The following is a 13818-nucleotide window of genomic DNA, read 5'->3' as shown; positions in this document are numbered from 1 at the left end:
CGCGGGCGGGCGGGTCACCACCTGATCTCCTCCGGGCGGTCGGGGCTCCGTCCGGCGGCGGTCGTCTGGTGGTGGCCCCGGTGGTCAGCCAGTGCGGTCGATGGTGACCCGGGCGTCGTCGGCGAGCCGGTAGCCGACGCCGTAGACGGTGGTGACGAGCGGGACGTCCACACCGACCTTTCCGCGCAGCCGGCGCACGTGCACGTCGACGGTGCGGACGCCGGCGTGCTCGTACCCCCAGACCGCGTTGAGCAGCTGCAGCCGGGTGAACACCCGGCGCGGGTGGGCGACCAGGTGCAGCAGCAGGTCGAACTCCAGGCGGGTCAGCGGCAGCGGCTCGCCGTCCCGCAGCACCGACCGGGACGACGCGAGGATGTGCAGGGCCGGGATGGTCGGGGCGAGCGGGCGGGCCGGAGCGCGGCCGGCCGGGACGGCGTCGGGCCGGCGCTCGGCCGGGACGGTGCCCGCGCTGACCGTCGCGTCGCCGCGTTCGAGCATCTCGCGGGCGGCGTCGAGAAGCCGGCGGGCGGCCGGGGTGAGCGACTCCTCGCAGGCGAGGGGGATGGTGAGGGTGACGGTGAGCATCGGCGCGGCGGCGGTGTTGGCGGGACGGCGCTGGCCGCCGGGGGGACGTCCGGGGACCGCGGGTTGGGACGTATGCCATCCGGCGCGCGACGAGGCGGGGCTGACCGACATGGTCCTCCTTGGGCTGGTCCGGGTATCTCCCCACGGCCCGGGACGCCGCTTCATCGATGCTTCCCGGCGTCTCTGCGAGGGTCAAGGGGCGGCTGCGTTGCATGAATGTGACATTTGACGAACACATCGCAGCCGTGCGCTCGCTCTGCGTGCGAGGCCCGTTGATTACAGCAGAGCACCGATTCGAGATGGTACGGGGGGTCTCCCCGGGGGTTCACAATGGCGGATCAGCCGGGAACGTGAACGTGGCGCACGCCGGGACCGGGTGCGCCGCGCGCCGGTCCGCCGAGGTCAGGCGTCGTGGTCCACGACGATCGCGGCGTCGTCGGCGAGGCGGCAGCCCACGGCGTACACGGTGGTCACCAGCGGCGTGTCCGGCCCGGACCTGGCTCGCAGGCGGCGGACGTGCACGTCGACGGTGCGCGCGACCGCGAGCCTGTTGTTCAGCAGGTGATACCAGTTGCTGAGACGACTGACCGCACTCACCGCCGCACCGGCGGATCCACCCGGTAGCCCGGCACCGACGGCCAGCGGACGGTGAGCACCGTGGACGCCCGCTCGGCGTACCAGGAATGGTCCACGCCCCGCCCCCACACCACGTAGTCACCCGGCTCGCGCAGCACCACCGTCCGGTCCGGCAACTCGATCCGGAAAGCGCCGCTGATCAGCACCAGCAGGGCGGTGCGCCGCTCGCCGGTGGCCCACCGGGACCGGGTCTCCCCCGCCGGGTGCACGCCCCACTTCACCTCGACGTCGGTGCTGTGCCGCACGTCCCCAGCCGGCTTGAAGTGGCCCAGCAGCCAGCCCGCGTCGGCCGCGCCGTCCACCGCCGCGTTGCCCACACCCGTTCGTCCATGCGCGCGCCTCCCGTACCCGGCTGCGCAAGCTACCAGGCGTATCCGGCCACGACGCCATAGCCTGGGCGGATGCCCGACGAACTCGACGACGAGACCATCGCCTTCGCCCACCGGATGTTCGACCTGGCCCGGGCCGGCGCGACCGAGGAGCTGGCGGCCAACGTGGACGCCGGGCTGCCGGTCAACCTCACCAACGCCAAGGGCGACACCCTGCTGATCCTCGCCGCCTACCACGCCCATCCGGACACGGTGGCCGCGCTGCTCGCCCGGGGCGCCGACCCGGCCCGGGTGAACGACAGGGGACAGACCGCGCTCGCCGCGGCGGTGTTCCGGCGCCAGGAGGCGGCGGTCCGCGCGCTGCTCGACGCCGGCGCCGACCCGGACCACGGCGGCCCGTCCGCGGCCGAGACGGCACGGTTCTTCGAGCTGCCCGACATGCTGGCGCTCCTCGGACGCGCGTGAGCGGCGGGCGGTATACAGGGACGGTGGAGGATCCCGTACCCGAGCAGATGCGCACGGCGGCGGCGGCGTTCCTGGCGGCGCTGGACGAGCCGGCCCGCCACGCCGCCCGGCACGCCTTCGACGACGAACCGGCCCGGCGGTGGCTGGAGTACCGGCCCCGGCCCCGGCCCGGCGTCACGCTCGCCGGCCTGGACGTCGACGCCCGCAAGGCCGCGCACCGGCTGCTCGCCACCGCCCTCAGCCCGGCCGCGTACGCGCAGGCCATGGCCGTGATGGCTCTCGAGGAGGTGCTGGACCGGGCCGAGGACTGGCGGCGCGGCCGGCACAGCGGCGACTACTGGGTGGCGGTCTTCGGCGACCCGGCCCGCGACGACGACTGGGCCTGGCGGTTCGAGGGGCACCACCTGTCGGTGAGCATGACCGTCGCCGACGACCGGGTCTCCCCCGCGCCGGTCTTCCTCGGCGCCAACCCGGCCACCGTCCGGCACGCCGGGCGCCCGGTCTCCCGGCCGCTGGGCCCCGAGGAGGATCTGGCCCGTGAGCTGCTCGACGCGCTCGGACCGGGCGGCCGGTCCGCCGCGATCATCGCCGGGGAGGCGCCCGCCGACATCATCAGCGCCACCCGGGCCACCGCACCGGACCGGCTCGACCCGCTCGGCGTACCCCGGGGGCGGCTGCGGCCGACCGGCCGGGCGCTGCTCGACCGGCTCGTCGCGCTCTACCTGGACCGGCTGCCGCCGGAGCTGGCGGCCCGGGAGGCCGACCGGCTCGACGGCGGCGAGCTGCACTTCGCCTGGGCCGGCCCGGTCGAGCCGGGCCGGCGGCACTACTACCGGGTTCAGGGCGACGACCTGCTGATCGAGTACGACAACACCACCGACGACGGCAACCACGCGCACACCGTCCTGCGCCGACCGGCCGGTGACTTCGGCGGCGACGTGCTGGCCGCGCACCACGCCGCGGCGCACCGGCCCGGCCCGGTCAGCCCCGGCGCGCCTCGATGAGGAAACGGCGGGCGTACGCGACGAACGGTCCCTCGGCGCGGATCCGCTCGTCGAGGCGGCGCAGCTCGTCGGTGTAGCGGCCGACGGTGAAGCCGGGCACCGTCCAGACCACCTTGCGCAGGAACCAGACCACCGCGCCGATGTCGTGGAAGACGGTACGCAGCGTGGCCTCGCGCAGGTCGACGACGGTGAGCCCGGCGGCCTGCGCGTCGGCGACTGCCACCTCCGGGTGGCGGTGCTCCGGCGGCGGCAGCGGCCCGAGGATCGCCTCGCTCAGCTCCCGTACCGTGCCGGGGCCGATCTGCTGGGACAGGTAGGTGCCGCCGGGGCGCAGCACCCGGGCCACCTCGTCCCACCAGGTGTGCACCGGATGACGGCTCACGACCAGGTCGAAGGCGGCGTCCCGGAACGGCAGCGGCGGCCGGTCGGCCACCCGCACCACTGTCGCGCCGAGCGGGCGAAGGTTACGCCGGGCCACCGGCACGTTCGGCGGCCACGCCTCGGTGGCGACCAGCAGCGGCGGCGGCACGGGCACCTTGGCGAGCACCTCTCCCCCGCCGGTGTCGACGTCCAGCGCCGCTCTGACGGCGGCCATCCGGTCGCCGACCAGGCGCGCGTACCCCCAGGGCGGGCGCTCCTCGGTGGCCCGGCCGCGCAGCCAGCCGAAGCCCCAGCCCTCGACCGGCGCCGCGTCGGCCTCGGCCACGAGTTCGGAGAACGTGCGGACCATGCCCGCGAGCCTGCCGCCCGGTGGCGGCCGCGGCAACGCATTTCGGCGCAGCCGCCGGTGCGCGCGGCGGACGGCGCTCGCGGTGCCGGCGGGTCAGAACGGGCGCGGGCGGGCGATCTCGACGGTGGACCCGGCGGGCACACCGCCGACCGGCTCGAAACCGGTCGGCTCGGTGGACCGGTCGAACTGCTGCATGAGTCGCGCGCCCAGGGCCACGCCGACCGCGCCGACCGCGAGGGCGACGAGTTCGGCGGCGAGCAGGACGCCCGTCGCGCCCCGCTGCGGCGCGCTCGCCCGGATCAGGCAGGACAGCAGGAACAGCGCCGCCATCACGGCGTTGACGAGGTTGAACGTCAGGACGGTACGGCTGGTGCGCCCGGCGCGGACGTCCCACAGGTCGACCAGACCGGCGACTGTGGTGAGCCCGGCGGCGACGAGCGCGGCCACCGCGGTCCAGTAGCCCACCTCACCGAGGAACGCCGGACCGCCCGCCACGTCGGCCAGGTCGAAGACCGCGGCACAGACGAACAGGCCGAACGGGAACGTGACAAGCATCGGTTGGATGGGATGCCCCTGCACCCGCAGCCGGCTCTGCATCGCTTCCTCCCCAGGTCGGCGCAGCTCACCAGTCCAGAGTGCTACCCGAGGCGCCGCGAGGCGAAACGACTGTCGTTCAGTTGTCCCGGGGCCGGGAGACGGTCAGTACGAGCCGCTCGGCCACCTCGCGCAGCGGGATGTCCAACGAGGAGGCGGCGCTGCGCAGCACCCGCAGCGCCTCCGGGGCGGGACAACCGCGCTGCGTCATGATCACACCGACGGCCTGCCCGATCACCCCCTCGGCCAGCAGCGAGTCGTCCATCTCACCGGCCCGGCTGGCGGCCCGCTCGCGGTCGCGCGCGGCGGCCAGCAGGAGCCCGGCGTGCTCGGCGAGCAGCATCGCGGTGAGCTGGTGCCGAGGGGTGAGCGCGTCGGGCGACCCGGCGTACAGGTTGATCGCGCCGATGACCTGCTCGTCCACGTCGACCGGCGCGGAGATCACCCCGTGCACGCCCAGCGTGCGGGCCCGCTCGCTCCAGGCCGGCCAGCGCGTCTCGCCGGACAGCCCGCCCGCGATGATCATCTCCCGGCGGCGGATCGCTGTCATCGCCGGCGTGTCCGGGCCGTGCCGCAGGTCGTCCAGCTCGGCCCGGTCCGGGTCGGAGGCGGCCACCCCGGCGGGCTCACCGGCGCGCAGCACTGTGAAGCCGCAGCAGTCCACGCCCGGCACGGCGTCGCGGGCGATGCGGACCAGGCGGTCGAGCGCCTCGTCGAACCGGGCCACGCCGATCAGGCCGGCGGTCAGCTCGCGCAGCAGCGCGGCCGTCTCCAGCACGCCGAGGTTGTCGATCATGGGTTGGCGCGTGTCGAGGTTCACCGGGCCGGGGCCTCCCCCGTCCACGCGGTCTCCCCGTCCGGCACCGTTGCCTGTCCCATGTCCGTCCCTCCTGTGGCCGGGCCCCGGCCTACTACCCTCGCAGACCGGGGGCGAAACCGCGCAAAAAGGCCCCTCTCGGTGCCACCGGGAGGGGCCCTTGCGCACGGATCAGCGCGACCCGGAGATGAGCCGCCGGCCCACCGAGGCGATCAGCCGGTCCAGCTCCGAGCCGAACGGGTTGTCGTGCACCAGGTACGTCCAGGTGGCGCTCGGCCGCACCAGCTTCGACGAGTCCGGCTCCCAGCCCTCGTCGAACTCGGTCTCCTCGAACGTGGCCACGGTCCGCGTCTCGATCTCGGGCACCAGCGCGTTGAACGCCGGCACCGCGCTGCGGTGGAACTCGTCGAGCGGGTCGAGCCGGCCCAGCGCCCGCAGGTGCACGCCCTCACGGACCTCGGACAGCTCGGCCAGGTGGTCGGCCCAGAGCCGGTCCAGGTGGTAGAGGGCGATCTTGCGGGCCACGTCGGCGAGCAGGTCCTCGTCCATCTCGCCGGCCTTCTCCGGCACCCGCTCCAGCAGCATCAGCGCGGCGATGTCGCTGGTCAGCAGCCGCTCCCGGCGCTCGGCGAGCGCCTTGCGCTGCTGCTCGATCACCTGGCTGTAGCGCCACGTGTTGCGGTGGATCTCGTGGTTGACGCCCTCGGCGACCCGCTGGGCGTGCTCGACCGCGTAGTCGACCTGCGGGTCGGTGACCAGGCCGTCGGCGTTCATCCGGGGCGAGGCCGGCACGGTGTCGCCGGCGTGCCGGACCACCAGGTCGTCCTCCAGGCTGACGAAGAACACCGACCCGCCCGGGTCGCCCTGCCGGCCGGCCCGGCCGCGCAGCTGGTCGTCGACCCGGCGGCTGTCGTGCCGGCCGCTGCCGATCACGTACAGGCCGCCCAGCTCCGCCACCCGGTCCCGGTCGGCCTGGTCGCTGCCGCCCAGCCGGATGTCCACGCCCCGGCCGGCCATCTGGGTGGAGACCGTCACCGCGCCGTACGCGCCGGCCTCCGCGATGATGCCGGCCTCCTCGTCGTCGTTCTTGGCGTTGAGCACCACGCACGACACCCCGGCCGCGTTGAGCGCGGCGGCCAGTCCCTCGGACTCCTTGACGTCGAGCGTGCCGACCAGCACCGGCCGCCCCGCCTCGTGGCAGCGCGTGATCTCGTCGACCAGCGCCTCCTCCTTCTCGGCGCGGGTGGCGTAGATCCGATCCGGCTCGTCCTCGCGGACGCACGGGGTGTTCGGCGGGATCACCGCGACCTCGAGGCCGAAGAACTCGCGGAGCTGGTCGCCGACGAGCACCGCGGTAGCGGTCATGCCGCAGACCGTCGGGTAGAGCGCGATGTACGCCTGCACGGTGATCGTGCCCAGCACCTCGCCCTCGGCGGTGGCGTCCAGCCCCTCCTTCGCCTCCACGGCGGCCTGGAGCCCGTCCGGCCAGCGGCGGCGCTGGGCGACCCGGCCGCGCATCTCGTCGATCAGCTCGACCGAGTCGTCCCGGACGATGTAGTCCACGTCCCGGTGCAGCAGGGCGTGCGCGTGCAGCGCCACGTTCACCGCGGAGAGCTGCCCGACGTGCTCGGCGTCGTACAGGTCGATGCCGCCGAGCTTGGCCTCGACGGTGGCCAGGCCGACCGAGGTGAAGGCCACGCTGCGGCCGTCCTCGGCGACTGTGTAGTGCTTGCCCTTGCGCAGCCCGCGCACCAGTGCGGCGGCCGCGTGCACCGGATCCTGCTCGCCGCCGACGGCGCCGGCCAGCACCATCGGCACCCGGGCCTCGTCGATCAGGATCGAGTCGGCCTCGTCCACGATCGCGGTCTTCAGCGGCGGCTGCACCCGGTCGGCCAGGTCGGTGACGAGCTGGTCGCGTAGGAAGTCGAAGCCGGCCTCGCTGACCGACACGTAGGTGACGTCGCAGGCGTACGCGGCGCGCCGCTCGTCGGGGGTGGACGCCTCGTTGACCCAGCCGACGGTCAGCCCGAGCAGATCGTAGACGGGGGTCATCCACTCGGCGTCGCGGCGGGCCAGGTAGTCGTTGACGGTGAGCACGTGCACCGGGCCGTTGCCCAGCCGGACGTGCCCGTACGCGGCGACGGTGGCGGTGAGCGTCTTGCCCTCACCGGTGGCCATCTCGGCGACCTTGCCGGACAGCAGCGCCATCGCGCCGAGCAGCTGCACGTCGTAGGGGCGCTGGTCGAGCCCGCGCCGGGCCGCCTCGCGGCCGACCGCGCAGATCTCCTCGTACCCCGACGCCTGTCCGGCGGCCTCGGTCAGCTCGGCGTCGGAGAGCTGCTCCAGGTCCGCCTCGCGCGCCTCGATCGCCGGCAGCAGCTTCTCCAGCGGCGCCAGGTCGACAGTCGTCCCCGGGCGCTGGAGGAACCGGCGGAACCTGGTCTTCAACCGTTGCGACACACCCATGAGCGGCAACGGTACGCGAACCGGAGCCGATTGTGGCCCCCGCCCGCCGCGCGCCTCCCGCCCGCCTCCGCGCGCGCCTCCCGCCCGCTTCCGTCGATCATGAGGTTGACCGGATTCTGTGTCCGATTTGTCGCCGTCAACCTCATGATCGACGCGTTCGGGCGGGGGTCGTCAGGGGGTGAGGACCACCTGCAGCTCGGCGCGGCGGCGGTCGGCCAGGTCGGTCAGCAGGGTGGGGGCCTCGTCCAGGGGGACCACGGCCGAGATCAGGTGCTTGCGGATCACGTCCCCGAACTGGCGCAGCAGCTCGATCGTCTCCGCCGACAGCCGCTCCCGGTCCCAGGTGGGAGCCAGCCCGCGCGGCACCCGGCCGATCTGCGCGCAGCGCAGCGACAGCCCGTTGTGGTGGAACTCCTCGCCGAGCCGGACCGCGTCCGCGCCGGCCTGGTAGAACGCCAGGTCGATCACCGTGCCCTGCGGGCGCAGCAGGCGCAGCGCGAGCTGCAACGCCCAGTCCTGCCCCCGGCACTGGAACACCACGTCGGCGCCCCGGTCCCCGGCGGCGTGGTTCCACCGCGTCTTGAGCACCACCGCCGGGTCGTCCGCGTCCGGGTCGAGCGTGTCCAGGCCGAGCGCCTCGGCGACCTGCCGCCGCGCCGGCGTCGGGTCGACCACGACCACCGAGGCGGCGCCGTGCCGGCGGGCGAACAGGGCGGTCAGCAGCGCCACCACGCCGCCGCCCACCACCGCGACCCGGCGCCCGCGTACGCCGTCGCCGAGCGTGCGCACGTCGCCGCCGCACAGGTCGGCGGCGGCGTGCAGCAGCCCGTTGGCGCAGATCGGGCCCATGTGCGCGACGTACACGCCGAGCATCGGGTCCAGGTCGTCGGGCAGCGGCACGAACCGTTCGGTGAGCGGGTCGGCCACCCAGCCACTGCGGTGGCCGTACGTCATGGCGCCGACCTCGCCCACCGCGACGGCCGGGGTCCGGCTGGCCACCACGCGGCCGACCTGCATGTAGCCGAGCCGGGTCACCGGGTACGGCGTGCTCGCCTCGCCGGGCCGGAACAGCCCGAGCGCGGCGTCCCAGGTGACGTGCAGGTAGGGGTTGGTGCCCTTGACGAAGCTCAGTTCGGTGCCGGCGGACACGCCGCTGTAGAGCGTCTCCACCCGGAAGGTGCCCTCGCGCAGCTCCGGCGCGTCCAGTTCGGCCAGCTCGACCCGGCCGGGGCCGCCGACCACCACCACCCGGTCACGCATCGACGCCCACCTCCGCGTCCGCGACCGGCGCGGTGAGCCGGGACGCCGGCCCGGTCGGCAGCGCCACCGGCCGACCGGTACGCGCCGACTCGGCCACCGCGAGCGCGAGCCGGTGGGTGCGCAGCGCCTCGGCGTACGGCACCCGGACGTCGTCGCCGAGGCCGCACACGGCGTCGACGAACGCCCGGTCGACGGCGACCCGCGCGCCGTCCGGGTCGGCGGGCAGGTGCCGCTCGCCGTCGCCGTCGCGCACGGTCAGGCCGTCCTCGGTCAGCCACAGCGCCAGCCCGTCGGCGAGGATCTCCAGACCCGCCCGGTGCTTCCAGCCGAGCACGCAGGACGCGGCGAGCGTGCCGACCGCGCCGGAGCCGAAGCGCAACGTGGCGGCGGTCACCGAGTCGATGTCGGCGCCGTCGACGGGCGGCGGGTCGCCGTCGCCATACGCGGTCACCTCGACCGCCTCGCCGGCCAGCAGCCGGACCAGGTCCAGCACGTGCGCGGCCTGCTCGACCACCGGACCGCCGGAGCGGTCCCGCCGCGCCCACCAGGCCACCGGCGGCACCTTGTCCAACCAGGCGCCGTTGACCATCCGCACCGGACGGCCGGCGAGCAGTTGACGGGCCTCCTCCACCACGTGCAGGTAGCGCCAGTGGTGCCCGACGCCGGTCAGCAGCCCCCGCTGCTGCACCAGCGCGGCGATGCGCTCGGCGGTCTCCAGGTCCAGCGCCACCGGCTTCTCCACGAACATCGGCACGCGAGCGGCGACCACCGCCTCCTCGACCGGGCCGTGCGCGAACGGCGGCACGCACACGTACACCGCGTCCGGGCCGGCCGCGAGCAGCTCGTCCACGTCGCGGAACACCCGGCCGCCGTACGTGCCGGCGAGCGCCCCGGCCGCGTCCGGCGCGACGTCGGTCACGCCGAGCAGCTCCACGTCCTCGAAGCCCGCGAGCACCCGGGCGTGACGTTGCGCCACCCCACCGGCTCCGACCAGTCCCACCCGGCAGGTACGCATCCGAAACCCTCTCGCCATGACTGGAAGACTGCGGTCACCACTCCCCCCGGTGGCTGCGCGCCAAACGCCGCGCACGTGCGCAACGCAACGTTCATCCGCCCGGAACCGCCCGGTACGCACCTGGTGATCAGGATGTTGGGCAAGATCCGGTTAGCGCGGACGCGGGACTGGGAAAACCATGGTTCGCGATTCCACCACTAATGAGGGGTGCCCGTGCGGGAATCAGATTCGACCGTCTCACCTGTGGTGGAGGCGTGGGCCACGTACCGCACCAGCACCGCCGACGACTGGCCGGCGCGGCGACTGGTACGGGCCAAGGGCGCGAGCCGGGTCAGCGTGGTGCTGCCGGCCCGCAACGAGGAGGCGACTGTCGGCGCGATCGTGTCGACCGTCCGGGAACACCTGATGGACCGCGTACCGCTCGTGGACGAGTTGATCGTGGTGGACTCCCGGTCCACCGACCGAACCGCGCAGGTGGCGCGCGCGGCCGGCGCCGAGGTGGTCAGCCAGGACGCGATGACGCGGGGGCTGCCCCGGCTGGCCGGCAAGGGCGACGCGCTCTGGGCCGGGCTCGCCGCGGCCGAGGGGGACGTTGTCGCGTTCGTCGACGCCGACCTGCGTGAGTTCCGGCCGCACTTCGTGACCGGGCTGCTCGGGCCGCTGCTGACGGATCCGGGCGTGGAGTTCGTGAAGGGCTTCTACCACCGGCCGCTGGTCGGTGCGACGAGTGTGGAGCCCGACGGTGGCGGACGGGTGACGGAGCTGATGGCCCGGCCGCTGCTGAACCTGTTCTGGCCGGAGCTGGCCGGGTTCGTGCAACCGCTGGCGGGCGAGTACGCCGGCCGCCGCGAGGTGCTGGAACGGGTGCCGTTCGTCACCGGGTACGGCGTCGAGACGGCCATGCTGATCGACCTGCTGGAGCTGGTCGGGCTGGACGCGCTGGCCCAGGTCGACCTGGGTGAGCGAAAGCACCGGCACCAGGACACCGCCGCGCTGGGCCGGATGTCCGCGCAGATCATGCTGACCGCCTGGTCGCGGCTGCAACGACGCGGGTGGGCGGCGCCGGGGGTGGCGCCGAGCGCGCTGCTGACCCAGTTCCGCCGGGGCGGCTCGGAGGCGCTGCCCAACCTGGACCGCGAGATCGTGGTCAACGACGTGTCGGTGCAGGAACGCCCGCCGCTGGCGCAGATGCGGCACCGCCTTCCCCGCCGCCGGGTGGCGGCGGCGTGACCGGCCAGAACGTCGGAGAGGACAGCGCATGACGCTCACCGTGCTGATGAACGCCGGGCCGTGGCTGTCCGTGCCGCCGCCGGGCTACGGCGGCATCGAGAACGTGATCGCCACGCTGGTGCCGGAACTGCGCCGACTGGGCGTACGGGTGGTGCTGGCCTCGGTGGAGAGCAGCACGCTGCCGGTTGACGAGCGGATCGCGGTCTTCCCGGACGGCCAGTTCCACGCGTTGCAGCGGCCGTACAACCAGGTCTGCGGCGTCTCCCAGGCGCACCTGGCCGGGGTGGTGCGGGCGCTGCACGCCCGCGACGACATCGATCTGGTGCACGACCACGTGGAGGCGGTCGGGCTGGCCACGCTCGCCGCGATGGGCCCGGACGGCCCGCCGGTGCTGCACACGCTGCACTGGGATCTGGCCAAGCACCCGGAGCTGTACGGCACCCTCGACGGCGGCGACCGGGTACGGGTCAACGGCGTGTCCGCGTCGCAGCTGGCGCGCGCTCCGGAGGCGCTGCGCGCGCACTCGGTGGGGCACGTGCACCTGTCCACCCCGCTCGCGGTCGACGCGGACCGGCACGCGCCGGTGACCAAGGGTGACCACGTGGTGATCCTCGGCCGGATCAACCCGGGCAAGGGGCAGGACCTGGGCGCCCGGCTGGCGCAGGAGGCCGGGTTCCGGCTGGTGCTGGCCGGGCCGGTCGGCCCGTACCACCGGCCGGAGGATCTGGCCGCGGCCGGCGACGAGGCCCGGCAGAACCCGGACGTCCGCTTCTTCTACGACCAGGTCGCGCCGTACGTCGACGGCGACCGGGTGCGCTGGGTCGGCACGGTGGCCGGGCGGGAGCGCGACGACCTGGTCGCCTCGGCGCGGGCGTCGCTGTTCCCGCTGCGCTGGGAGGAGCCGGGCGGCACGGCGGTGGTCGAGTCGCTGTCGCTCGGCACGCCGGTGGTGTCCACCGGCCGGGGCTGCCTGCCGGAGCTGATCGAACACGGCCGTACCGGCCTGCTCACCGGCGACGAGCAGGAGCTGGGTGACCTGGTGCTCGCCGCGGGCGGGCTGGAGCCGGCCGAGTGCCGGCGGGAGGCGGCCCGGCGGTTCACCCCGGCCCGGATGGCACAGCGGTACGTGGAGCTGTACGACCGGGTCCGGGCGGGTGTGACGAAACCGTTGCAGCCCGCCTGAGCGTCACCGGCCGGCCGGCCCGCGCGGCCGGGCCGGCGTTTGCCCCCGCCGGGCGCGGGAAACCGGCGCTTCCCGCGGTGGCGAGGAGGCCGGCGTGACGAACTCGATGGCGCACTCCCGGGCGCGACGCAACCCGGCCGACGGGCGGGCGCCGGTACGCCGGATCGCCTCGGGGTTCGCCGTGCTCCTGCTGCTGCTCGGCGCGCTGGGCTTCGTGCCGGGTGTCACCAGCGACTTCGCGGATCTGCGCTTCGCCGGGCCGGGCTCCGGCGCCCGGCTGTTCGGCGTGTTCCAGGTCTCGGCGGTGCACAACCTGGTGCACCTGGTGCTCGGCCTGGCCGGGCTGGTGCTGGCCCGTACCGCCGCCGGCGCCCGCGCGTTCCTCGTCGGTGCCGGTGCGGTCTATCTGGCGCTGTGGCTCTTCGGTCTGGCGGTCGACAGGCGCGACGCGGCAAACGCGCTCGCGGTCAACCGCGCCGACTCGTGGCTGCACCTGCTGCTGGGCGCCGCCATGCTGGCGCTGGGGCTGGTCGCGGCGCGGCGGGGGGACCGCCGCTGACCTGTGCCCCGGCGGCCCCGGCGCCCGGTTTCGCCGGTCCGGGGCCCGGGTACGTCCGTAGTCCTCCGGTTGCGGGACGGCGGCGATCGCCCCCGGCCGGGCGACCCTCCGCGACGAGAAGGAAACGAGGCGGCGATGGTGACCCGGATCAGGTGCGAGGTCCGCGACGAGTCGCCGGTCACTGTCGTACGGCTGGCCGGTGCACTCGACCTGGGCACGATGCGCGCGGTGCACGAGGTACTCGACAGCTGCCTCGCCGCGCAGCCGGACGCTCTGGTGGTCGACCTGGAGGAGATCGAGGTCGGCGAGCCGCTGGCACTGTCCGTCTTCGCCGCCGCCGCGCGGCGCGCCGCCGACTGGCCCGCGGTCCCGATGGTGCTCGCCGCTCCCTGCGCCGAGACGGCGGCCTGGTTGAACGAGACCACCGCCTGCCGGGTGGTGCCGGTGCGCCGGGACTGCGCCGAGGCGACGGCGCTGGCCGGGGCGGAGGCTGCGCCCCGGCTGCGGGCCCGGCTGGAGCCGGTCGCCAGCGCCTGCCGGCGGGCCCGGGAGCTGGTCACGGAGGCGTGCGGCAGGTGGAACGTGCCGGAGCTGGCCGGCCCGGCGTCGCTGGTGCTCACCGAGCTGGTCGGCAACGTGGTGCGGCACGCCGGCACCCCGATGCACGTGACGCTGACGCTGCGCCGGCCTTACCTGCGGGTTGCGGTGATGGACGGCAGCCCGGTCGACGCCCGCGCCGTGAGCAGCCACGATCCGCGTGCCGAGGGCGGCCGCGGGCTGATGTTGGTGCGCGAGCTGACCCAGCGCTGGGGCAGCACTCCGGTCGGCGCCGGCAAGGTCGTCTGGGCCATGCTCCCGGCGAACTGACCGAATTCTCCGCTCTCGCCTGGTTACATGGGCAGAGGGCCGGGTACGCCCGCCCGTCCTGTCTGTCGTCACACGGGG

14 protein-coding genes and 1 pseudogene are annotated in these 13818 nt (G+C 74.7%); 6 read left to right on the top strand and 9 right to left on the bottom strand.

The window, feature by feature from the left end; all coding sequences use genetic code 11:
• Positions 1-84 precede the first annotated feature (84 nt).
• The 3 genes and pseudogenes from KSK32_RS26110 to KSK32_RS26100 all read right to left on the bottom strand — a co-directional run bounded on the left by KSK32_RS26110 (position 85) and on the right by KSK32_RS26100 (position 1538).
• Positions 85-696: a winged helix-turn-helix domain-containing protein gene (locus KSK32_RS26110; protein ID WP_216933593.1), complete on the bottom strand. Its 612-nt coding sequence runs from the start codon at positions 694-696 to the stop codon at positions 85-87.
• A gap of 291 nt (positions 697-987) precedes the next feature.
• Positions 988-1128: pseudogene (locus KSK32_RS26105) on the bottom strand (helix-turn-helix domain-containing protein); the annotation flags it as partial.
• 50 nt (positions 1129-1178) lie between these two features.
• Positions 1179-1538: a signal peptidase I gene (locus tag KSK32_RS26100; RefSeq protein WP_216933592.1), complete on the bottom strand. Its 360-nt coding sequence runs from the start codon at positions 1536-1538 to the stop codon at positions 1179-1181.
• Between the two features lie 84 nt (positions 1539-1622).
• On the opposite strand from KSK32_RS26100, the gene KSK32_RS26095 reads away from it, so the two are divergent.
• Both KSK32_RS26095 and KSK32_RS26090 read left to right on the top strand, forming a co-directional pair.
• The gene (locus KSK32_RS26095; protein WP_216933591.1) at positions 1623-2015 is read left to right on the top strand and encodes an ankyrin repeat domain-containing protein; all 393 of its coding nucleotides are present in this window, start codon (positions 1623-1625) and stop codon (positions 2013-2015) included.
• Between the two features lie 23 nt (positions 2016-2038).
• The gene (locus KSK32_RS26090; protein ID WP_216933590.1) at positions 2039-3019 is read left to right on the top strand and encodes a DUF3500 domain-containing protein; all 981 of its coding nucleotides are present in this window, start codon (positions 2039-2041) and stop codon (positions 3017-3019) included.
• On the opposite strand, the gene KSK32_RS26085 is transcribed toward KSK32_RS26090, so the two are convergent.
• From KSK32_RS26085 to KSK32_RS26060, 6 genes are all read right to left on the bottom strand, one after another.
• Positions 2997-3749 carry a class I SAM-dependent methyltransferase gene (locus KSK32_RS26085; RefSeq protein ID WP_216933589.1) on the bottom strand — a complete coding sequence of 251 codons (753 nt, stop codon included), beginning with the start codon at positions 3747-3749 and terminating at the stop codon, positions 2997-2999. The genes KSK32_RS26090 and KSK32_RS26085 overlap by 23 nt on opposite strands.
• Positions 3750-3842: 93 nt before the next feature.
• Positions 3843-4346, bottom strand: a complete 504-nt coding sequence (locus KSK32_RS26080) for a DUF2231 domain-containing protein (RefSeq protein WP_216933588.1) — start codon at positions 4344-4346, stop codon at positions 3843-3845.
• A gap of 76 nt (positions 4347-4422) precedes the next feature.
• Positions 4423-5163, bottom strand: a complete 741-nt coding sequence (locus tag KSK32_RS26075; protein ID WP_216933587.1) for a GAF and ANTAR domain-containing protein — start codon at positions 5161-5163, stop codon at positions 4423-4425.
• 168 nt (positions 5164-5331) lie between these two features.
• Complete coding sequence (gene secA2, locus KSK32_RS26070) at positions 5332-7626, bottom strand: accessory Sec system translocase SecA2 (protein ID WP_216933586.1); 2295 nt, start codon at positions 7624-7626, stop codon at positions 5332-5334.
• Between the two features lie 171 nt (positions 7627-7797).
• Entirely contained in the window at positions 7798-8886 is a 1089-nt protein-coding gene (locus KSK32_RS26065) for a zinc-binding alcohol dehydrogenase (protein ID WP_216933585.1), read from the bottom strand.
• Positions 8879-9901 (bottom strand): Gfo/Idh/MocA family protein, encoded by a 1023-nt coding sequence (locus tag KSK32_RS26060; RefSeq protein WP_216936364.1) that lies wholly within the window; start codon positions 9899-9901, stop codon positions 8879-8881. The genes KSK32_RS26065 and KSK32_RS26060 overlap by 8 nt, the downstream gene beginning before the upstream one ends.
• Positions 9902-10147: 246 nt before the next feature.
• On the opposite strand from KSK32_RS26060, the gene KSK32_RS26055 reads away from it, so the two are divergent.
• From KSK32_RS26055 to KSK32_RS26040, 4 genes are all read left to right on the top strand, one after another.
• Positions 10148-11131, top strand: a complete 984-nt coding sequence (locus tag KSK32_RS26055; RefSeq protein ID WP_289256177.1) for a glucosyl-3-phosphoglycerate synthase — start codon at positions 10148-10150, stop codon at positions 11129-11131.
• Positions 11132-11159: 28 nt separating this feature from the next.
• Complete coding sequence (locus KSK32_RS26050) at positions 11160-12314, top strand: glycosyltransferase (RefSeq protein ID WP_216933583.1); 1155 nt, start codon at positions 11160-11162, stop codon at positions 12312-12314.
• A gap of 106 nt (positions 12315-12420) precedes the next feature.
• Positions 12421-12873: a DUF4383 domain-containing protein gene (locus KSK32_RS26045; protein WP_216936363.1), complete on the top strand. Its 453-nt coding sequence runs from the start codon at positions 12421-12423 to the stop codon at positions 12871-12873.
• 135 nt (positions 12874-13008) lie between these two features.
• On the top strand, positions 13009-13740 hold the full coding sequence (locus tag KSK32_RS26040) for an ATP-binding protein (protein WP_216933582.1): 732 nt from the start codon (positions 13009-13011) through the stop codon (positions 13738-13740).
• The last annotated feature ends 78 nt before the right edge of the window (positions 13741-13818 follow it).

This window comes from Micromonospora sp. WMMB482, assembly GCF_019038635.1.
Lineage (GTDB): Bacteria > Actinomycetota > Actinomycetes > Mycobacteriales > Micromonosporaceae > Micromonospora > Micromonospora marina.
Note: the sequence above shows the minus strand (reverse complement) of the source record. Positions and strands in the feature narration are given on the sequence as shown.